The 18,507-nt window shown below is 66.2% G+C and carries 21 protein-coding genes, 3 tRNA genes and 3 pseudogenes; 20 read left to right on the top strand and 7 right to left on the bottom strand.

What is annotated here, in order from left to right:
- Nucleotides 1-63 precede the first annotated feature (63 nt).
- The 7 genes from AWB94_RS01180 to AWB94_RS01145 all read left to right on the top strand — a co-directional run bounded on the left by AWB94_RS01180 (nucleotide 64) and on the right by AWB94_RS01145 (nucleotide 1,940).
- Nucleotides 64-414, top strand: a complete 351-nt coding sequence (locus AWB94_RS01180; RefSeq protein ID WP_051579165.1) for a hypothetical protein — start codon at nucleotides 64-66, stop codon at nucleotides 412-414.
- Between the two features lie 152 nt (nucleotides 415-566).
- Nucleotides 567-758: a hypothetical protein gene (locus AWB94_RS01175; protein ID WP_131805183.1), complete on the top strand. Its 192-nt coding sequence runs from the start codon at nucleotides 567-569 to the stop codon at nucleotides 756-758.
- A gap of 4 nt (nucleotides 759-762) precedes the next feature.
- Nucleotides 763-1,050, top strand: coding sequence for a DUF4031 domain-containing protein (locus AWB94_RS01170; protein ID WP_036439591.1), 288 nt, complete (start codon nucleotides 763-765; stop codon nucleotides 1,048-1,050).
- Between the two features lie 73 nt (nucleotides 1,051-1,123).
- The gene (locus AWB94_RS01165) at nucleotides 1,124-1,318 is read left to right on the top strand and encodes a hypothetical protein (protein ID WP_036439589.1); all 195 of its coding nucleotides are present in this window, start codon (nucleotides 1,124-1,126) and stop codon (nucleotides 1,316-1,318) included.
- Nucleotides 1,319-1,399: 81 nt separating this feature from the next.
- Nucleotides 1,400-1,473, top strand: a tRNA-Cys gene (locus tag AWB94_RS01160).
- Nucleotides 1,474-1,756: 283 nt separating this feature from the next.
- Nucleotides 1,757-1,829, top strand: a tRNA-Thr gene (locus tag AWB94_RS01150).
- A gap of 26 nt (nucleotides 1,830-1,855) precedes the next feature.
- A tRNA-Ser gene (locus AWB94_RS01145) sits at nucleotides 1,856-1,940 on the top strand.
- 25 nt (nucleotides 1,941-1,965) lie between these two features.
- Here the strand turns inward: AWB94_RS01145 and AWB94_RS01140 are convergent.
- The 3 genes from AWB94_RS01140 to AWB94_RS01130 all read right to left on the bottom strand — a co-directional run bounded on the left by AWB94_RS01140 (nucleotide 1,966) and on the right by AWB94_RS01130 (nucleotide 4,469).
- Nucleotides 1,966-2,247 carry a hypothetical protein gene (locus AWB94_RS01140; protein WP_036439585.1) on the bottom strand — a complete coding sequence of 94 codons (282 nt, stop codon included), beginning with the start codon at nucleotides 2,245-2,247 and terminating at the stop codon, nucleotides 1,966-1,968.
- A gap of 90 nt (nucleotides 2,248-2,337) precedes the next feature.
- Nucleotides 2,338-3,330, bottom strand: coding sequence for a hypothetical protein (locus tag AWB94_RS01135; protein ID WP_051579164.1), 993 nt, complete (start codon nucleotides 3,328-3,330; stop codon nucleotides 2,338-2,340).
- A 2-nt stretch (nucleotides 3,331-3,332) separates the two neighbouring features.
- Nucleotides 3,333-4,469 carry a site-specific integrase gene (locus AWB94_RS01130; protein WP_036439581.1) on the bottom strand — a complete coding sequence of 379 codons (1,137 nt, stop codon included), beginning with the start codon at nucleotides 4,467-4,469 and terminating at the stop codon, nucleotides 3,333-3,335.
- A 331-nt stretch (nucleotides 4,470-4,800) separates the two neighbouring features.
- Here AWB94_RS01130 and AWB94_RS01125 point away from each other — a divergent pair, with 331 nt between their 5' ends.
- The 4 genes and pseudogenes from AWB94_RS01125 to AWB94_RS01110 form a co-directional block, all read left to right on the top strand.
- Nucleotides 4,801-5,091, top strand: coding sequence for a helix-turn-helix transcriptional regulator (locus AWB94_RS01125; RefSeq protein WP_036439579.1), 291 nt, complete (start codon nucleotides 4,801-4,803; stop codon nucleotides 5,089-5,091).
- Between the two features lie 227 nt (nucleotides 5,092-5,318).
- Nucleotides 5,319-6,065 (top strand): helix-turn-helix domain-containing protein, encoded by a 747-nt coding sequence (locus tag AWB94_RS01120; protein ID WP_036439577.1) that lies wholly within the window; start codon nucleotides 5,319-5,321, stop codon nucleotides 6,063-6,065.
- Nucleotides 6,066-6,095: 30 nt separating this feature from the next.
- Nucleotides 6,096-7,127: a hypothetical protein gene (locus AWB94_RS01115; protein WP_036439575.1), complete on the top strand. Its 1,032-nt coding sequence runs from the start codon at nucleotides 6,096-6,098 to the stop codon at nucleotides 7,125-7,127.
- 198 nt (nucleotides 7,128-7,325) lie between these two features.
- Nucleotides 7,326-7,448: pseudogene (locus AWB94_RS01110) on the top strand (IS21-like element helper ATPase IstB); the annotation flags it as partial.
- Nucleotides 7,449-7,931: 483 nt separating this feature from the next.
- On the opposite strand, the gene AWB94_RS01100 reads toward AWB94_RS01110, so the two are convergent.
- From AWB94_RS01100 to AWB94_RS01085, 4 genes are all read right to left on the bottom strand, one after another.
- The gene (locus AWB94_RS01100) at nucleotides 7,932-9,770 is read right to left on the bottom strand and encodes a hypothetical protein (protein ID WP_081812779.1); all 1,839 of its coding nucleotides are present in this window, start codon (nucleotides 9,768-9,770) and stop codon (nucleotides 7,932-7,934) included.
- Between the two features lie 27 nt (nucleotides 9,771-9,797).
- On the bottom strand, nucleotides 9,798-10,409 hold the full coding sequence (locus AWB94_RS01095) for a TetR/AcrR family transcriptional regulator (protein ID WP_036439573.1): 612 nt from the start codon (nucleotides 10,407-10,409) through the stop codon (nucleotides 9,798-9,800).
- 73 nt (nucleotides 10,410-10,482) lie between these two features.
- Complete coding sequence (locus AWB94_RS01090) at nucleotides 10,483-11,217, bottom strand: sensor domain-containing protein (RefSeq protein ID WP_081812777.1); 735 nt, start codon at nucleotides 11,215-11,217, stop codon at nucleotides 10,483-10,485.
- A complete protein-coding gene (locus tag AWB94_RS01085) occupies nucleotides 11,214-11,789 on the bottom strand; it encodes a hypothetical protein (protein ID WP_051579163.1) in 576 nt (191 codons plus the stop codon). The genes AWB94_RS01090 and AWB94_RS01085 overlap by 4 nt, the downstream gene beginning before the upstream one ends.
- 111 nt (nucleotides 11,790-11,900) lie before the next feature.
- Between AWB94_RS01085 and AWB94_RS01080 the strand changes: the two genes are divergently transcribed.
- From AWB94_RS01080 to AWB94_RS01055, 9 genes and pseudogenes are all read left to right on the top strand, one after another.
- A complete protein-coding gene (locus AWB94_RS01080; protein ID WP_036439569.1) occupies nucleotides 11,901-12,851 on the top strand; it encodes a hypothetical protein in 951 nt (316 codons plus the stop codon).
- 102 nt (nucleotides 12,852-12,953) lie between these two features.
- Nucleotides 12,954-13,103: pseudogene (locus tag AWB94_RS36395) on the top strand (DUF7832 domain-containing protein); the annotation flags it as partial.
- Nucleotides 13,104-13,168: 65 nt separating this feature from the next.
- A complete protein-coding gene (locus AWB94_RS01075; protein WP_036439567.1) occupies nucleotides 13,169-13,357 on the top strand; it encodes a hypothetical protein in 189 nt (62 codons plus the stop codon).
- Nucleotides 13,358-13,454: 97 nt separating this feature from the next.
- Nucleotides 13,455-13,709 (top strand): hypothetical protein, encoded by a 255-nt coding sequence (locus tag AWB94_RS01070; RefSeq protein ID WP_036439565.1) that lies wholly within the window; start codon nucleotides 13,455-13,457, stop codon nucleotides 13,707-13,709.
- A 122-nt stretch (nucleotides 13,710-13,831) separates the two neighbouring features.
- Nucleotides 13,832-14,110 (top strand): annotated as a pseudogene (locus tag AWB94_RS35620) (hypothetical protein); the annotation flags it as partial.
- A 15-nt stretch (nucleotides 14,111-14,125) separates the two neighbouring features.
- A complete protein-coding gene (locus tag AWB94_RS35615) occupies nucleotides 14,126-14,698 on the top strand; it encodes a hypothetical protein (protein ID WP_234811565.1) in 573 nt (190 codons plus the stop codon).
- A gap of 223 nt (nucleotides 14,699-14,921) precedes the next feature.
- Nucleotides 14,922-15,206, top strand: a complete 285-nt coding sequence (locus AWB94_RS35610; protein WP_131805410.1) for a hypothetical protein — start codon at nucleotides 14,922-14,924, stop codon at nucleotides 15,204-15,206.
- 11 nt (nucleotides 15,207-15,217) lie between these two features.
- A complete protein-coding gene (locus AWB94_RS01060) occupies nucleotides 15,218-16,945 on the top strand; it encodes a hypothetical protein (RefSeq protein ID WP_234713980.1) in 1,728 nt (575 codons plus the stop codon).
- Nucleotides 16,942-18,438, top strand: a complete 1,497-nt coding sequence (locus AWB94_RS01055) for a hypothetical protein (protein WP_051579162.1) — start codon at nucleotides 16,942-16,944, stop codon at nucleotides 18,436-18,438. The genes AWB94_RS01060 and AWB94_RS01055 overlap by 4 nt, the downstream gene beginning before the upstream one ends.
- The last annotated feature ends 69 nt before the right edge of the window (nucleotides 18,439-18,507 follow it).

Genomic DNA, 18,507 nt, shown 5'->3' with positions numbered 1-18,507 from the left:
GCCAGCGGCCCATCCATCTCCCTGCGCGACGCCCCCAGCATCCGCGCACTCTGGAGCTAGCCAATGCAGCTCCTCCACGTCACCACCGCATCGGCAGCTGCGTCGATCCGGAGCCATGGTCTGCGCCCCTCGATCGGGCCCCGTTCCGCGCAACTGGGTGAAACAGTTCCCGCGATCTACTTCTTCACCAGCGAATCCGCGCTCAAAGCGGCCAGTGACAACTGGCTGTCCGAAGCGTTCGAAGACGTCGAGGAGTCCCTGGTGGTGCTCGTCGTCGATGTGTCCGCGCAGGTGGTACGCATCGACCCCACCGCCGCGTTCGAAGCTGTGGTCACGGTGCCAGTGGCGGCCGCTGCTGTCCTGCGGGCCTACGACATCGACACCGGTGCGGCCTTCCCCGCGTCGGCACCTTGAGACCGAGAGGACCACAGCCCGTGGCCGGTGAATCGCAGTGCCCACTATGCGGGTGCTTCTACTTCTGTAACGGCAACCCGAAAGACGAAAACTGCCGCGACCGCATTGCCAATGCAGCCGCGATGAACCGGGGAGGTTGACAGGTGGACGCTGTGTTCAAGAAGAACGACCTGGTGCGAATCGGCAAGAACCGCAAGGTGTATCGCGTGCAAGTGGCTCCGCGTCCCGGCGGCGACGGCATGCATTACCTGGAAGCTGACGCCGATCACCCTGACGCGGCCAAGCGCCAGCCCGATGCGTTCCGCTGGTACCGCGCAGATGAACTGACACCGGTGGAGAGATAGGGCGATGCCGGTCTACGTCGACGACATGCAACGTCCTGCTCAGGTGGGGCGGCTCAACGCGGTGTGGTCGCACCTGCTTGCCGACACCGATGAGGAGCTGCACGCCTTCGCTGCGCAGCTGGGTCTCCGACGCGCCTGGTTCCAAAAGCCCGGCACACCGATCGCGCACTACGACGTGACAGAGTCGAAACGGCAACTCGCGCTTCGGCTGGGAGCGATACCGATCGGGTACCTGAGCCGCGAGTCGATGGATCTGATTCGACGCCGCCGCACGGCACTGGGAACCCGCTAGGGATGTGCACATGGTCAGCCAAGACGACGGGCGATGATTGCGATGAGCGAAACGCCGTGAGTTGATGTCTCACGTGACGGAAGCGCAGGCCCGCGCTGCGAGCGAGATCGTGTACCGCTCGAGCAATGGGTTGCAGGCGTGGTGTCTGTGTCCGGATTGCACCGCACAACATGCGAGCAAGAACAAGTTCCGCACCGCCCACGATCGCTGGGCGATTGATGGGCAGGACTGGCGCATTCTCGAAGACGTGGCCCGGCGCGCGAACTGATCGCTCAGCCGCGCCGGCTCGGCGACGTCTGCCGCTAGGCGTCGACAGTAGCCCAGCGATCGTGAGCGGTACGGCGAACGTGTCTCCGTGGCCGAATGGCGAGGCAGCGGTCTGCAAAGCCGCGCACACCGGTTCGATTCCGGTCGGAGACTCCAACAACGCGTATCGGTACCGCGGTGACTCCGCGGGACGTGCGTTCAAACCTCGACGGTGTCACCGACTTTCGCGTCGTCCGGAAAATCGCTCGATGGCACCACGCTCACGGTCCCGGCACTAAGCTGGTCCGACAGCGCTTTAGCCGCTGTGTATTCGAGATGGTGACCGACCAGCACGTGGGTGTCGTACGGAGCGTGTGACTGGACCACGGAGTACAACCTGTTTTGTGCCATGCACGTAGACAAGCACCGGATCGTCGGCTGCTGCGTGCAAGGCGCGCATGCCCCCATAGCTCAGTCGGCCAGAGCGGCGCACTCGTAATGCGCAGGCGTCGGTTCAATTCCGGCTGGGGGCTCGCAATGGCGGCGGTGCAGCCAAATTGGAGACGTGGCAGAGTGGCGAATGCAGCGCCTTGCTAAGGCGTAGTCGGTGTAACCGGCCGCGGGTTCGAGTCCCGCCGTCTCCGCTGCGCATCACACACGATGGGTTCTCTACCTGGAGGATTCGCGGCGGTTCCGCGCCTGCGGGTGCCGCGACAGGTCGACCGGCGTGCCGGGGAACGCGCCGAGTGACACGTAGCTGCCGGCGCCGTATAGGCGGGTCTCAGACTCGTGCTGGTTCTGTCTATCCTGCGCGTCATCGTCAGTGCGTGGTGTGTAGACCGTGACCTGGATCTTGTCCCCCACGCGCATCACGTCGAGGATGCGCTGGGCATCGTCAGTGGACAGTCCCTCCACTAGTTCGGTGGCCGGCAACTCGTAGAAGACAGACATCGGCGAATCCTCCTGCGTGTGCTGGGAACACGGTGCACCCGGCTGTCTGGAGGGGATCACAGCGCCGTGGCCGAACTGCCACCGGGCGCGTCACCGCTGTGCGCCCGGGTCTGGGTCGTCGAGCAGCCGCAGCAGGTCATCGAGTAGGCGGCTGGCGCGGTCCTCAACATCGTCGAGCACATCGGTGACTCCGGCCAGATCCGTGGCCGCGCGGCGACGTGCGGCCAGGCCGCGGCCGAAGGTTTCCGGGTCCAGTGTCATGACGGTCTCCGGTACCGGCGCAGGCTCTGCTCGGGGCGCGGGACGTCTCGCGCGGTGCGCTTCGGGTGCCGGAAGCGGCGCATGTGGAAGAGCCGTGCCTTCCAGGTGCGGGGCGAGGATTGCCGAGACCGCGGCGGGTGTGAGCGCGGTCGGCGCTAGGCCGCAGTCGCCCCAGCGGTCGATCGGCGTGAACAGCGGTAGATGCACAGGCGCCGCAGCGGCGTTGCGCACCTGCTGCCCCCGAAGATGAGCCGCGACAATGCGTGGGCTCGGGAACTGGTGCTGGAGACCGCGGATCTCCCGCCATTCCTCCCACACACTGACCGGGGACGCGTCGATTGCGGGCGTTGTGGCGGTGTACGCCGTCCCGTCGGGGCAGGTCACCGACACGGTGTCACCGCGCTGGTCGCTGTCGATGTCGCCCAGGCGCAGCGACGCGATCCGGGTGTAGGGCACCGCGGCTGCGGCCAGCGTCAGCAGCATTGCGTCTCGGCGGGCGAACAGCGCTGTTGGCCAGCCGCGTCTGGGGAGCCTGGCCAGCGCAGCTGCTGCGGCATCAGCCCGGGCAGCGACGGTGCCGCGCCGGCGACTGTCGATGAGTTCGCGCACCGTCTCGACGTGCCCGGGCGGTCGGTGTCCGCGACGCCGGTGCACCGCGTTGACGACACCTACACGGCGGCGCTGGCTGGCCACCGTGGCGGGATTCTCGGCCAGGAACCGCGCCAGCGTCAGCGGCGCGGCCGGCAACGGCGGCTGCTCATGCGCCGCGCACCAGTCGGCGAACAAGCCCCACACCGCCTGCTCCCGACGGTTGACAGCCACGGTCAGAGCCCGAGTTGGGTGACCGCGTTGCCGACCAGGGGTGCTTTCTCTCGGGCGTAGCGCGCCACCATCGCCGGGGTCTGGTGGGCTGTCTGGCGCATGATCGCCACGGTGTCGGCGCCGTTGCGTATGGCCTGGGTGACGAATCCGGCTCTCAGGCTGTGCGCGCCGAGTCTGGCGACCTCGTCCTCGGAGAACCCGGCTCGCTCGGCACGCCGGCGCACCGCGGAGTGCACTGCGGCCCCGGACAGTGCATCAGTCGAGAGATTGCCGTTCTGTGCGATGGAGCGAAACACCGCCCGTCCCCCAGTGATCGCTGGGCGCATCCGCCGGCACAGGTGATCCTCGAAGTCATCGTCGACACCGCAAACCGCAGCGATGAGTGCGGCGCGACCGCCGCGGTCGAACGCGGAGACTGCGAGGGCCCAGCGGGTGTAGGCGCACGGCGGGCAACGGCGGGGGTCCTCAGTGCGCGGAAGTGCATGTACGCGGCCCTCGCCACCCTGGTCTGTCTTGGATCGGCGCACGTGAATATGCATCCCGTCGAGCGGGTGCAGTGCCAGATCAGCACCGGTGAGTGCGACCAGCTCGCTGCGGCGGAACGCTCCGGCGAATCCCATCAGCAACAGCGCCGTGTCACGCCTTTCACGGACCCCACTGGCCCACCCGGTCACCTGGGCGCGGGCCGTCTCGACCAGAGCCATGATGTCCTCGGTCAGCAGCGGGTCGCGCGGCGTTCGGGGACGGTCACCGGCGATCGCGTATTCGCGGCGCAGACCAGCGGCGGTTGCGCGCACCAGTGCATGCTGCGTGGGGTCGCTGTCGCAGCTCGCGCGGCGATGTCGGTCGCTGATCGCCGCGACCCACTTGGCCAGCGTCGCGGCGGCATAGGAACGGCGGCCGTCGCTGTCGACGGTCTCGGCGGCTTCGACGAGGTAGGCCGCGACGACATCTGGACGTGCCGGTAGCGGACGGTGCTGGTGGGTGGCACACCAGCGTTCGAATCGGGCCCAGGCGCTGTCGTAAGCGCGCCGGGTGCCCGGCGATTGGGCAGCCGCGGCAGCACGCAGGATCGCCTCCTGTGTGCGCCGGTCCAAGGCGGTGTCCGGACCGTCCGCTGGTACGGCGAGTGACGGCATGGTGGCAGCCTATCGCCGTCCAGGTACTTTCGATGCCGCTGATGTTTGCACGTGCATAAATGCGTGCATCGGCTGAGCTGGGACTGTCACGTCTTTTGGCTGCCGGAGCCGTGCGTGCTCACTGGTGTCATGTGCCTTGCGGGGGCTATGCCATCTGCCCAGTTCAGCGATCCGTCCGGTGGCTTTTCAATGCGGTTCCGGTCAACGATTCGGGTGTCGGCTACAGGTGTTTTGCCTGGTGGGCTCGACTAGTTCCGACCGGTGACAGGGCGATGAAAATTCCTAGTGCGCGGCAGCCTGAATGGCCCGTTTGCAGCCTTAATGTCGGCACATGGAGAACACGAGAGTCGATGAAGCCGCGGCCTATTTCGCAGACCGCCTACGGACACTGATGGGCGGCCACCTCGCGGTGCAGCCCCGTACCGGCCGGCAGCGGCGTGTGACGCCGCTGAGCGTCCACAGGATGCTGCAAGTCGAGCACCCTGACCTCAAGCTTTCACAGACGCAGTGGTACCGATACTGCAACGGGGTCGCGTCGCCGCGCCTCAACGAAGTGTGTGCAGTGGCCGACATCTTCGGTGTCACCCCGAGTTACTTCGTCAGGGATACACATCCGCACTGAGAAAACGCGCTCACCAGGCACTTCACTGGACCTGCTGCGGGAATGAGAATTCTCAGGGGTTAGCGCCGATAAATCGAGGGTGACCGTGCACTGCGCGGGAGGATGGCCAGAATCGGGGCCGAGAAAGACAGCTACCGGGACTGAACGGCGGCCTGTCACGTCCCCATTCTAGGCGGTCCAACAGCAACGATATACACAACTATCGCGATCCCGCTATAGTTGTGTATATGTCCGGCGTCCTTACCACCGCGCAGGTTGCGCACCGCCTCGGTGTGCACACCTCCCGGGTGCGCGCGCTGATCGCCGCAGGGCGTCTGACCGCCACACGCGCAGGCGACCAGTGGCTCATCGACGCCGACAGCGTCGACCGGCACGCCGACCTGATGACCGCGGGGGCCACAGGGCGGCCGTTCGCGGCCCGCACCGCCTGGGCCGCAGCTGCGATGTGCGACGGGCTTGCCAGCGGACTCAACGCCACCGAGCGCTATCGCCTGCGCAACCGACTCGCCCATGCCCGGGAGGCCTCCGCGCCCTGTGAGACGGTGCAACGCTGGCTGTCCCTGCGCATGCAGACGGTGCGCCGCTACCGGATCGGCGCGCGCGACGTACAAGACCTCCTGGGCACCGGCGACGTTCTCCCCACCGGGATCAGCGCGGCTGACGTCTACGGTCTCGGGCTGGCATCCGGCGGCGCGGCCGACGCGTACGTCAGCGCCGGGACCGCGCGCCGACTAGTCGCGGATTTCTTTCTGATCGACAGCCCACAGGGGAACCTCACACTGCGGGTGCTCGACCTCGACATGGTGGCGGCGACCGAGATCGTCGACAGCGGCGCACACGGTGACACCTTCGCAGTGCGCGCATCGCCGCGGTTGATTGTCGGTGCCGACCTGGCCGACGACACCGACGCACGGACGCGTTCCGCGGGCTGCACATTGATCAACGACGCGCTGCGCGCGACCAGGCGGACCTGAACGGTGGGCGCTCTTGAATGTCCCCATTCGGTGGCGCTGGAAGCGATCGCGGCGATCACGGGCCAGACCATCGACAGCGCCACCGAAATGTTTCTGGCAGGACGGCAGCCTGGTGCCTCGGCGATTGCCGACACCGCGGACCTCGCTGCGGCCGTGGACCGTCTCTGCACCCGGGTCGGGCTGGCACCGGCACTGACGCAGAACGAACGCGAGCGGCTGAACACCGATCTGCGCGCACTGGGACAGACGGCGCAGCAGGTCTCGCGCGCCGACCTGGATCGGTGGAATCAGATTCTGCGCACCACACCGGATTTCGTCCGGACCTTGGAACAGGATGCCGTCGTTCTGCCCGACATGCCCGAGCATCAGATGCGCATGTGGCACACACTGCTGGACTTCGAAGAGACTGATCCGCCGCCGTGGGTTCTGGTCGGCGGGCAGATGACCATGCTGCACCTGCTTGAGCATGGAGTCACCATTCACCGGCCCACCGACGACGGCGACATGGTCGTGGGTGTGTGGACCCGCCGCGACGCGCTGCGCGACACGACGCTCTACCTGACCGGCAACGGATTCACCGAGGTGAAAACCAGTGACGGGTTGGGGTATCGCTTCGCTCGCGGGAAGACGGTCATCGACGTGATGGTCCCCGAGGGGATGGAACGCCAGAGGCGACCCGCCAGGACCGGGTCGGGTAGGCCCGGACTCGGCGCTGAAGGTGGAAACCAGGCGCTGACGCGTGCGCAGCGCGTGCCGATTGAGTCCGACGGTCGGCGAGGATACGTTCGGCGACCCACGCTGCTGGGTGGCCTGGTCGCCAAGGCCCACGCATGGACCGTGGATAGCCGCGATCCGGAGCGCCATCTGCAAGACCTCATCTCGCTGGCCGGCCTGGCGCTAGGTGACCCACGCGCTGTGCTGAGCCAGCTTCGGCCCGACGACAGCCGCGCCATGCGGGTCGCACTGCGTCGCGTCGGCGCTGATCACCGAAGGATTCGCGCCGCTGACGACCCCGCCGGTGTGTACGCCTTCCTCACACGGATGGCGAATCCGGCTGGATGACGGGACTGGCATCGAGGCAGATCGAGTCGCGCCGCAGATCAGCGAGCCTGTCACGTCATTGACGGTGCGCCTGACACCGAGACCTCTGACACCAGCCGGGCGTAGCTGTCCCTGGCCGCCGGCGAACGCTCCCCGCGAATCGCCTCACCGACAGCCCTGATGTCGATGTCCCCGCGCCGCGCCGCTGCTGCGACCGCCTTCACCGACCCCAGACTGTGCGCGGCGATCGTTGATCGACTCACATTCGGCGGCAACATCATTGAGACCGGGACCGATTCTTACCGCCTGGCCCACGCCCGCGCTGCACGGGCCGCTACCTAATCAGCCACAACGCCTGTAAAGATGCCCATGCACCTTGCCGGACTCACCTCGCGGTCGCGAGGCGGCTTGCGGTAAGGGCGCTGCTAATGGATACCTCGGCGAGTAGGCCCGGTGCGGCGACCATGTCACCGACGAGGTAGCGGTCGTCGCCTCGGGTGATCGCGGGCCGATCTCGCCAGGTCTGGCCAGGTAGGTCCAGAGCCCCGGTGCGGTAGTTCGCCGACTGCTCGCGTCGCTACGTGACACGATCGCGCCAACCGGGGTAACTCACTCGGTCCAGAAGACCTCGAACATGTTGCTGCGGAGGCTCAGCATGCTGACCCAGTCGAGCAGCGTCCGCGAATAAACGACATTCGCGTCGATCAAGGACGCGCGACACAGGCATGCCGGCCACCGCAACGTCCTCGGAGTTCTTGAAGCCCTCGGCCCCTCACGTGGTACCGCGGCAATCAGATCGGTGACCATCCTCACCGGCCGCCGGATCTACTCCAGCAGTGCGGCCACTTCTGCATCCCTGCGGGCGTGCAGCCGCTCCATCACCTCCTCGGGTGGGCAGCGCAGCGCGCGGGCCATGCCGGCGAGCGGGTCCCGAACGCGGCGGCCCAGCAGGCCCGCGAGCCGTCGTGCTGGTGGCGCATCGGCGGGGATGCACGTCGACTGCACAGTCGAGTCCGTCTTGTCGAAAGCCAATACGAGGGTGTCGCCGTCGGCGCCGCCGACGGCGGCCGCGACCGCGCGCAGGAATCCGATGGTGGGTCCGCGGTTCGAGGACAGCCGCCACCGGATGGGCACCTGCCCGACGGTGGACGTGAACAGTCTGGTGATCCCTGGTGTTATGTCGAGCGCCGCTGCTGCCTGCGCCGGCAACGGCATCTCGGAACCGCGTAGCAGGTTCGCGTCGACGGAGATGGCGACACGGATCTGGCGGCCGTTGCGGTACACGCCACGGGCGGTTGCCGCAGATTCGGGTTTGGGCCAGGGATCGTCGCCGGTGCGCCGCCGGATGATCCCCTTTTCGATGATGTAGCCCGGTGTGCCCATGAACTTGCGCACCGAACTTTCGGTGATATCGGGTGCAGCTGCGGTCACCTCGGCCACCACCTGTGCGGTGCTGACTGCTCCGCCGGCGGCGTCGATGCGCGCGCCGATCTCGCCATAGATGCCGGCGTATTCGCGAAGACCCCACCGAGCCAGCCCCCAGGTTGTTCGCGTGGTCCGGATGAAGCGCGCGTCGCCGTTGAGAACTGCGCGCAGGTACACGCGCCGCTGGCCGGCAACAGGCAATCCGGCCGTCGCGGCGATCTGCTCCAGGTCGCAGGGACTACCGGCAAGGTGCAACGCCGCCTCGGCACGGTCTCCCACACCCGCGCCCCACCGCACCCACCGGTCGCCGACCCGGCGCAGGTCCGGCTGCTGCTCGATGAACGCCATCGCCGCCGACGCAGTGATGCCCACGCTCGCGAAGTAGTTCGTCAGCTGGGATCGGGTCGGGGCACGGCGCAATACGAGGGCACGATCCAGCGCGGCATCGGCTGCGGTCAGTGCGCCGGCGACCTCCAGCCACGGCCCGGTGCACTGGTAGGGGCCGGCCAGATACAACACGATCTGCCCGGCGTCGGAGCCCAGATCCAGTCCGAACTCCTGCAGCGCAGCCGCGGCGGTGGCCTCTCGGGTGAGCGCACCCAGACATGTGCGCAGCTGCTCTGCTGCGTGTGCGATGGGGCTGTGCCACGGCTCGGTGAGCAGATCCTGGAAGCGCAGGCGGCTACGCGGTTCGTTGCGATGCACGTTGACATTGGCGACTCCCAGATGGGTCGCGATCTCATCGATCGACCGCGGGCGCAGCGCCCATCCGCGCGCGGAGAGCACCGTGCGGTCATAGTCGTCGAAGCGCCCGATGAACCGGCGAAGCACCGCGGCCAGTGACGACGTGCTCATCTGCGCCTTGGTCGTCTTCGGCGCGGATAGGTGGCGCGCGACGGCATCGCACGCGGTGAGCAGAACCGCGCGCACGGTGGCCTCGCCCGCATAGGGGCGTCCCAGCAGAGTGGCGATCGTTTCGGCGCCCAGATCCGACCAGACCGTGAACTCAGCGGCGTAGGCGCTGTGGGCACGCACGGGGAGCCAGCCGTAGGGAATGCGTTGGTTGCTGATCTCGGCGAACCCGTCGACCAGCTCGTCGATCGGTGTTTCGGTCTGGTCTTTCGTCGCGGCCCACCACTGCCCGCCCCCGTCGGCCCCTGCGGTGGAGGCCGTCCGACGCTTCGGCCGCGGCGCGGTGCGCACGTCACCGGTCGCCGTATCTGTATCGACGCCACGCATTTCTCTAGGCTATCGGCCCGGGTGCGATCACCTATTTTGCGGCGGCTGCCGGTCGTCGGCGTGGCGGAAATAGCCCTCGCGGATCAGTGACGTGGCCGCGGCGTGCCAGCGCGCCAGCTGCGCCGGGGCGTCCAGCGGTTGTGGCAGATGACGCTCGATGTGGTGGCGGAACATGATCGTCCCCAGGCCCAGGATCAACGGGTTGAGCGCCGCCCACAGCGGGTCCGGGCCCGTAGCTGATGCGCTGGCCGCCGGCGCCTGGGCGGCGCTGACCTGCAGGATCCGGTCGAAGAGGGCCGCCCCGATCGGGTCGCCGTCGCACAAGGCGCGCGCCATGTAGGCCGTGGCCTCGGGGTTGCCGACCAACAGTTGCGCGAACCGGCGGTGCAGCTCTGCCGGCGTGGGTTGTGAACCCCCGTGGGCGGGGCGCGCGGTGAGGGTGTGGGAGACGATACCGAGAACGTGCTCGTCGACCGCAGCGATCAGCGCCGCCTTGGTGCCGAAGTAATGCTGCACCAAGCCCAGACTGACGCCGCACCCGGCAGCAACTGCTCTCAGTGTCATGCGCGAGGCGCCCCCGGCAGCGGCCAGTGTCAGCGCGGATCTGACGATCAGATCCCGCTTATCCGGTTCGACCATTGCGACGCCGCGCACTTCATCCCCGTTCTGACCCGTCCCCGTCACGGATTGAAGCAGATCCCGCGCCGCCGATCTAGGCCGCGTCGATGCGCTCCAGCGACACCTGGGCGACCTTCTCGGCAAGATCGTCTGGCACGGCGGGCCCGTCATCGCGGTAGTAGGTCACGCTGATATCGACGATGCAGTTGGCGGCCACCACTACTGCGCGCTTGATGGTGGCCTCACCGGCGAACGTACTGAACACCACCTCGGCGCTCAGCTGTGCCGGTTCGGTGTGCACGGCGCTCACCCGGTAGGCCAGATCGTGACCGGATCCCGCGGCGTCGGCGACACGCACGTCCGCATCCTGGCACTGCCGCCATTGGTCGCCGAACGCGGTCACCGCATCACGTGCTGCGGCCTCCGAGCGCAGCGCGATCGCCGCGACATCGACGAAAACGTGGGGCGGCATGAAACCTTCGCTGTCCCAGCTGTCCTCCGCCGCCGCCCAGATCGGCAGCGCCTTGTAGACACTGAATGTGGCCTCTTCGGCTACCCCGGCACAGGCAATGTCGCCGCTGTAGTCGGCCCCGACGCCCAGCACTCGTGCACCGCCGACTCTCGGAGGAAAGTCCTCGGCCTCGAAAGCGATATCGAGTGCGGCGGACAGTTCGTGGTGGGTGGGCAGCACGTCGGCGACGTTGCGTCCGATCCGCACATCCGGTGTGCCCTCGATCGCCGCCGATCCGCTCACCGCTACGGTGCATCCGCTGAGGATCCCAGCGGCCAGCGCGAATGCTGCTGCAGCGCAGCGTGTTTCCCGGCTCATCTTTCTCCGATTCCCGGGTAGGACAGGCAGTAGGTGCGCGGCACCGACCGGTAGACCATCGTGCGTGAAGGGGGCGCGTCTGTGCAAGCGTGCGCGTCGCTGACTTCGAACCGTTCCTCGATGCGGATGGTCGCGGCACCTGCGCTCGCGCAGGGCGTCTGTGCGTATATGCCGGTGGGGATTCCGAACGCATAGCACTGGCCTGTCATCAAGTTGGGGACCATGCACAGCCGCGCGGTGAGTCGGTCGGCGAACGGTTCGACGAACACGGTCGCGTCGGCGGGTGACGGGCAGTTACCTGCTACGTCGGTGTGCGCGGCCACAGTGTAGGTCATGCCGTCGCCGCAGCGCGCCACAGCGGCACTCAACGCGTCGTCGTGACCGTCGCCGTGCAACGCGGCGCACTCGCCCACCGGCACTGGTGTGCTGACCGTGGCGGGCCCGGTGTCGTGCTGCGCGGCCGGATCCGCCGTCGTGCACCCGGCGATCACCGCGGAGGCCATGATGGCTGCGGCGGTCGCGCGGCTGCGTTGACGTCGCAGCGTCGCCAGCCGCCGGGGCTCGGGTGTCATGTCCTCTATTCTCGCCGCTGTCCATGCAGTACCGCGCACCAGTTTCTGGGCGACCCGGAAGCGGGATTCTGGTGTGCGGTGGGGGTGCTGGCCCCACTTAGGCTCGGGGATATGCGATTGCGCGTGAAAGCCGGCATCCTGCTCGTTGCCGCCGCTGCGGTGGCGGGTTGCACCGGTGTACCGGACCGCGGGAGTGAAGCCCTCGACATCGAGCAACGGATCTCGGCGATGCCGGGGGTCAGCGATGTCGATCTCGTCTATGACAACGGGATTCTGGAGGGCACACGCTTTGAGCTGCGCATCGACATGGCGCAGGCCACCGATGAGCAGATCGGCGCCGTCGCAGCCGAGATCAACACCGCACGTGGCGACAGGTTCGAGGAGTTCGATCAGCGCATCGAGATCGATATCGCCGATTTCGTCACTCTGGGCGCCAGCGCATCGCTACCCGACGATTCCGCAGACGTGGCGACCCGGCTGCGGGACTTGGATGGGCGTGTCGCCGCGCAGACGATCGATATGCTCCGCACCTCCGCCGGCGCCACCAGGATCACGATCAACGGCGCCGAGGAAACGGCAACTGTGGTTGACACCGTCCTGCAGGTGTTCGCCAACCGCCCGTTCGACCAGGTCGAGGTCAATCCCCCGGCAGGGCCCGGCACCCAGGCCTCTTGGTGGATCCGCACACAGCTGGGCCCGGAGCAGAAACACCACATCGACATGCAGCTGGCGGCCGCCGCACCCGCGACCCCGCGGCTGCTGATCATCCGTGATGGCGAGGTCGAACGCCTCAACGTCGCCATCCCCAGCCCCGAGACCGCACACGCCGACATTGTGCGGGTCATCGCCGCGCTCGGCGCCGGCTCGCAGCACCCGCTGGAGCTGGGCTGGTCCTGGGCAGATGATCCGGCCCGCCACGGCGATCTGCGCTGGTCGGGCGGCGTCGACATCGGCAACTGCGCTGACCCCGACGCGAACACCGGCTCCGATCCCGACCTGGTGCCCGCCGCCCGCCAATTCCAGCAGCGGATCCGCGACGAGTACGGACCCTGCGTGAAGTAGGCGCGCCGGCTGCGCGGTTCGCCGAAGACGGACCTCCGGGGAGGCGCGCACCCACGGAAACCCGCCACAACAACGGATTCGGACAAGAAAGGGAGTCACACCATGCCGATAGATGATGCCGGATGGCATTTCGACACCTGCCGCGAACACGACCTGGACGAAACGTGCGCAGCGACCCACATCGGGATGTTCTTCGCCTGGTTGTCCCACCACGATCTGGTCAACGAAGACCGGGTCGACGTCGCATCGCTTCGGGATCGTTCGGCCAACCCGGGTGCGTTTGTATTCCAGCACTGTTGCGGCGAGATCCACGGTTCATGCTCACCCCGCGGGGCTGGGCATTCAGCAAGGCCGCCTACCGCGCATACCTTGGCATGTACGAGTACATCCCGGAGATTGCCCGCCACCCGGTGACCTACGCCGCGCCGGACACGTGGGCGACCTACGACGCGGTGGCCCCGGTCATTCAGGAGGCCTACGACGTGTTCTGCGCTCAGATCGAGTAGAAACGAGAGGCGACAGGATCCATACAGTGGCCGCCGGAGCGGGGCTCAGGTGATGGCTCACCCCGATTCGGTACCGGTCCTACCAGGAGGTCACTCGATGAAACGCGGATCGCCATGGGCAGCGCCCGCGGTGCCCGATATTCGTGCCGGGTTGCGCCGCGGGTTTGTCGAGCTGATCGAGCGCTTCTCCGTTGCTTTGACCGATGATCCCGACCTGAGAAGTGTGCGCGACCCAGCCGAGTTGCGGCGCCGCAACAATCGTGCTCGCGATCTGGGCGCGTCGCTGGACGAGATGCGCACCGAGGTGGCGGCACTGGACCGTGCCGGACTGTATTGGGTTCTCTCCGCATAAGTTCCGTGTCTTGTTTTGACGGTCTCCTTTACGCCTTGCGCGTGTCGGGACTCGTTGTCGGATTAATAGGACTTAGGTGTCGGTGTGGAGATGGTGGCGTTCACCGGGGACGGCTGGGAAACATGGGATGTCGAACGGCGCCCGGTGGCGCCGACGGGGATGCGCCGGGCCGTCCCCGTGCGTCTGTTGCGATGAACAGGTGGTTGAGAGAGCTACCTTCGAGCGGGGCGACCTCACCGGCCACGTGGCTTCGGTACGGACGGATTCTGCGAGACTGGGCGCGCTTCTTGACCGAGCACGGAATCGGTGTCTTCGATAACCGGGAGCGGTTGCGCACTGGGCTGAGTGGCTACGCTGCGTATCGAGCGGTGGGTCCTGTTAAAGCCCGCTTCGAGGCGACGACGTGGAATCAGCACGTGAGCGTGTTGGCGTCGTTCTATCGGTGGGCGACGGCGGAGGGCTACGCGGCTAGCGAACCGTTCTCCTACGGCGTGGCACTCAATTCGTATGCGGACAAATTGTTGTTGCGCCAGAAAAATTCTGCCACTCGGCGCGTCCCCAAACCGCACGTGTCGATCAAGTACTTGGCTGTGGATTTCGCTGACTTGCTCATCCGCGGATTGGCAGGACTTGACCGTGACGGCGGTCCGTCAAAATTTCGTGGCCACCATTTGGCCCGCAATGGTGCTGTTGGCCGACTTGCGTTGTCGACGGGGTTGCGGGCCGCCGAGTTCTCATCATTGCTGGTGTGGGAAATTCCCGCTCTACCGCAACGGCCACAACGGTTTCCGATTCCGTTCCCTGTTCCCGCGGGGGTGACCAAGGGCACCAAGTTCCGCACGACCTGGATCGAGTATGACGCGTTGGTGGAAGTGCATCGCTACATCGAGCTGGACCGGGCGGTCAACGTGGAGGGCTCGTTGTGGAAACCGGTGCATAAGCGAGCCGTTGATGGTGACCGAGCCGGATCACCGGGGCGGCCGCGTTAACGGCACCAGGGTCGCGTGGGCTTCGCTTCGTCCCGTTGAGCGGCGCCGGCTGGTCGCGCCGGGCGGTGGTTCGTGTCTGTTGTCGGTGTGTAGTGACGGACGACCGTTCACAGCGTGGTCGACAGTGTTCGCCCGCACTGCGGATCGCATCCGACAACAGTGGGAGCCGCGATTCCCGCATGTGTCTCCACACCGGCTGCGCCACACCTTCGCCATGAAAACGATGGAGCGTTTGGTAGGCGGCTACTACGCCCAGCTTGCCCAGGCGGTGAAGGACACCAACGCCGACAACGCGCTGGCGTTCTACCTGTCGAAAGCAGACCCGATGATGGTGCTGCGTGACCTATTGGGCCACTCGTCGGTACTGACCACGGAGAAATACTTGCGGCGTCTGGACACCACTCGAATCTTCCGAGAGTCCTACGCCGCGGCGGGATCCCATCACGGACTGATAGCCGATTCGGCTGCCGACGAGGCCGCCTCCGAGTTCGCCGAAGAGGCCGACTAATGCCAGCTGAGATGACGACGGACCCGTTGGGACTGGACTGCCTGTTCACCAATGGCCAGCGTTCCCGGATCGCGGTGCCAGCCGGCTTCCGCAACGAGACCTTGGCGACGAACCTGGTGACAGCGCTGATCGAACTGATTCACCCACGGGGCGGGGTTGATGCGGCTGGCACTGTCCGGCATCACATGCGCTCCATTGCCGGCATGGTGTCGTGGTTCGATGATCGGGGATTCACCGGTGGGGTGAAAGACCTGACCCGAAGCCAAGTGGCCGAGTTCCTGATGAGCCGCAAGACTGCCGTCGAACGCAATTGCCGGCAGCTGTTGACCGCATTCGGCAACGAGATCGAGCCCCTATCGCCCGGTGTCATGGAGTTCGTGACCGGCAAAACCTTTCACCCGAAACGCCGCCGCAACGAAAAGCCACTCGCCCCCTACTCCGAGGCAGAGTGGGGCCGTCTACAGCATGCATGCCTGGAGGTCATCAACGACTCCTACGCCGAGAATCGCCGCGCTGCGACCGCAGCGCAACGGGGCCAGCGGCCCTCGCTTGATAACTGGACCTATCAAGACGTCTGCTGGTTACTCGCCGACCTGGGGCCGACCATCACCAACGCATCGGTGAGCCGTCTCTATGGTGTGTGCGCGGCCACGATCGCGAGCCGAAGCGGCGGAGTGGTACCCGCTCGCAGAGCTCTCTTTCCTCAGACTTCGACAGTCATCGCTTACATGCTGCTGTTCGGCAGCTACACCGGAATCGTGCCAGATGGCATCGCTAACCTGGGCGTAAAGGACTTGGACTGGACCGGGGACAGCGAGGTCCTGCTGTCGTACTTCAAGGGTCGGACCGCCGCCGAAAGTCTGGTATTGAACAAGGACGCGGTGAAACTGCTCGAGCAGTGGTTGCGCCACTCGGCGTCGCTGCGGCAGTTCGCACCCGCCGACAAGCGCGGGGCCCTTTGGATTCGGTACCAGCAAGGACAATTCGGTCACCAGTTCCTCACCGGTGCAACTGATTACGCATCCCTGCGCAAGTGGGTGAAGAACCGTGGCCTGGTCGACGACAACGGCAGCCCGTTAAAGGTGCATCGCCACCGTATCCGCACCACGTTCGAGTCCACGCGGGACCGCCGCACCTGGTTCGGCAGCGCGAGGGCCACCATCGACCCCAACCACACACCGGCGGTTGAGGGTGATCACTACCTCAGTGTCACCACGCCCGGCCAGCAACGCGCCATCGAGGGTGTGATCGAGGAGGCTCAGGGCGACCTGGTGCGTCAGGCCTGCGTTCCGCAAGTGCTGCTTGGCGAGGCAGATGCCGCTGAGATCGCCGAACGCTTCCCGCAGCTGGTGGACACGCTGAACCTGGACGGGCCCGCGTTGGCCGAGCTGGTCGGCGGCGAACGCGACGTGTTCGTCGCCAGTTGCGCTGACCAATTAGCCGGCGTCCACGGCCCCGTGGGCAAACCGTGCCCGGCGCGGCCATGGGTATGTCTGTTGTGCCCGCTGGCATTATTCACCCCTCGCCATGCGACGAACCTCCTGCGACTCAAGGCGTACTTCGCCCGGCAATGGCTGCTCATGGCTGCACCGCAGTACATGGCCGTTTTCGGTCCATATTCAGCTCGCCTCGACGAAGTGTTGGCACTGTTTCCCCCTGACGTGCTCACTCGGTCCGCCACCCACGTCAGCGAAACCGACCAAGACATCCCGCTGCGGCCAGAGGAAGGCACTCAGTGAACCGACAAAGCTCGACCGCCGCCGACAGCACCGCGTTGCCGCGATCGGCCTTCGCAGGAATCGATGTCTGCAGAGCCGCCTCGCTTCCACTGACCGAGGGGGCCCGACGGCCGCTGTTTGATGACGACGTGTGGAATTTGGACGAGGTGGTCGGCACAGCCGTCGCACTCGCTAAATGTCAGCAGCAGTTGGACTTTCGGCCGCTAACCAATCCGCGCTGGCGCCAGGTCGCGAAGGAGTACGTGTTCGCCCTGCTGGTCCCCCATCATGAGCACGTACGCGTACTGCCGCACGCCTACCGCGTTGCATTCGGTCTGCAAACCTGCGCTATGCGGCTGGCGGAGCTGGCACGATTCTTCCGCTGGCTGACCGAGCAAGGAGTCGACGAACTGACCCAGCTCGATCAGGGCCTTTGCGACGGGTACTTGAATTGGCGCCGCGAGATACGGAGCGAGAAGGACGAGCCGATTCGTCAAGCGCTAATCGTTCACTATCAGGCTGCGATGGTCATGATCGACATCGCCGAGTACAGCGAATTATTCACCGCCGATCGATGCCGTACTGGATTTCGACCGTGGCCAGGCAAGTCCGCCGCCGAGGCTGCCGGGGTGAAGACCAACACCGGGGAGAACAAGACGCCTCCGCTGCCGATGGAGACGCTGCGGCCGCTGCTCTCGGCGGCCTTATACATCGTGGACACCCTCGGCCCGCACATCCTGGCGCTTCGTGACGAGCTAGTGGAGCGAACTGAACGGAAGGCAAACCTGCGCGGGATGCGCGCGTGCCCGACTGACAAGCTGCTTGCGGTGCTCGACCGGCAGTTGCGCGAGGGCGATCCCTTCTACGAGCGGCTCGGCTCGTTCAGCGCCGTCAAGAGCAGCGCCTATGGCGGACCTCTCGATGCCATCAACTTCACGCCACTGGCTCATGCGGTCGGCTCTCGCCAGTTCTACGGTCGTTGGCTTGACGAACAGCCAGCGCTGCGTAACACGATCGAGAACGTGCTCGCTGTCGTGGGGACCGAAAAACCGCTGTGCCGCAACGCTGCTCTAGTTCTCCGAGCTGATGACGACACCGAAGTGCCCTGGACAGAACCCCTGCACTACGCGGTCGCCGATGACCTGCCCAGCCTGCTGCGCACCGCGTGCCTATTGGTGGTGGCAATCCTGACCGGCATGCGGAGTGGTGAGCTGATGGAACTACAGCGGGGCTGCCTGACCGAAGAGGAAATCGCGCCGGGGCTCAAGCGTTATCGACTAAAGGGGAAAGTGATCAAGGGGCGTGCTCTGGGCGGCGAACCCGAAGAGTGGGTGGTCATCCCCGAGGCGCACCGCGCAGCGGCGGTCGCCGAGAAGCTCATCGGTTTCGACGTGCACGGGGTTCGCAGCGACCTCGATCACCTGTTCGGCCGGTTCAGTTACCAGGACCTCGTTAGACGACTCTGCTCCTGGGTCAACGGGCCAGCCGGCGCCAGGCTGGGCCTGCTGAGGTGAGCCCTTCGTAGTGGTCCAGTCGTTGTGCGACTCTGTTGCCCGGTCTGCGGGCAAGGAAGAATCAACAAC

Source organism: Mycolicibacterium canariasense (assembly GCF_002101555.1).
GTDB classification, from domain to species: Bacteria; Actinomycetota; Actinomycetes; order Mycobacteriales; family Mycobacteriaceae; genus Mycobacterium; species Mycobacterium canariasense.
This window is presented reverse-complemented; position numbering and strand designations above follow the sequence as displayed.

Coding starts and splice junctions, on each gene's coding strand:
- AWB94_RS01180 (WP_051579165.1), top strand. CDS start 64: ATGCAGCTCCTCCACGTCACCACCGCATCGGCAGCTGCGTCGATCCGG.
- AWB94_RS01170 (WP_036439591.1), top strand. CDS start 763: ATGCCGGTCTACGTCGACGACATGCAACGTCCTGCTCAGGTGGGGCGG.
- AWB94_RS01140 (WP_036439585.1), bottom strand. CDS start 2,247: ATGTCTGTCTTCTACGAGTTGCCGGCCACCGAACTAGTGGAGGGACTG.
- AWB94_RS01130 (WP_036439581.1), bottom strand. CDS start 4,469: ATGCCGTCACTCGCCGTACCAGCGGACGGTCCGGACACCGCCTTGGAC.
- AWB94_RS01125 (WP_036439579.1), top strand. CDS start 4,801: ATGGAGAACACGAGAGTCGATGAAGCCGCGGCCTATTTCGCAGACCGC.
- AWB94_RS01120 (WP_036439577.1), top strand. CDS start 5,319: ATGTCCGGCGTCCTTACCACCGCGCAGGTTGCGCACCGCCTCGGTGTG.
- AWB94_RS01100 (WP_081812779.1), bottom strand. CDS start 9,770: ATGCGTGGCGTCGATACAGATACGGCGACCGGTGACGTGCGCACCGCG.
- AWB94_RS01095 (WP_036439573.1), bottom strand. CDS start 10,409: ATGGTCGAACCGGATAAGCGGGATCTGATCGTCAGATCCGCGCTGACA.
- AWB94_RS01090 (WP_081812777.1), bottom strand. CDS start 11,217: ATGAGCCGGGAAACACGCTGCGCTGCAGCAGCATTCGCGCTGGCCGCT.
- AWB94_RS01085 (WP_051579163.1), bottom strand. CDS start 11,789: ATGACACCCGAGCCCCGGCGGCTGGCGACGCTGCGACGTCAACGCAGC.
- AWB94_RS01080 (WP_036439569.1), top strand. CDS start 11,901: ATGCGATTGCGCGTGAAAGCCGGCATCCTGCTCGTTGCCGCCGCTGCG.
- AWB94_RS01075 (WP_036439567.1), top strand. CDS start 13,169: ATGCTCACCCCGCGGGGCTGGGCATTCAGCAAGGCCGCCTACCGCGCA.
- AWB94_RS01070 (WP_036439565.1), top strand. CDS start 13,455: ATGAAACGCGGATCGCCATGGGCAGCGCCCGCGGTGCCCGATATTCGT.
- AWB94_RS35610 (WP_131805410.1), top strand. CDS start 14,922: ATGGAGCGTTTGGTAGGCGGCTACTACGCCCAGCTTGCCCAGGCGGTG.
- AWB94_RS01060 (WP_234713980.1), top strand. CDS start 15,218: ATGACGACGGACCCGTTGGGACTGGACTGCCTGTTCACCAATGGCCAG.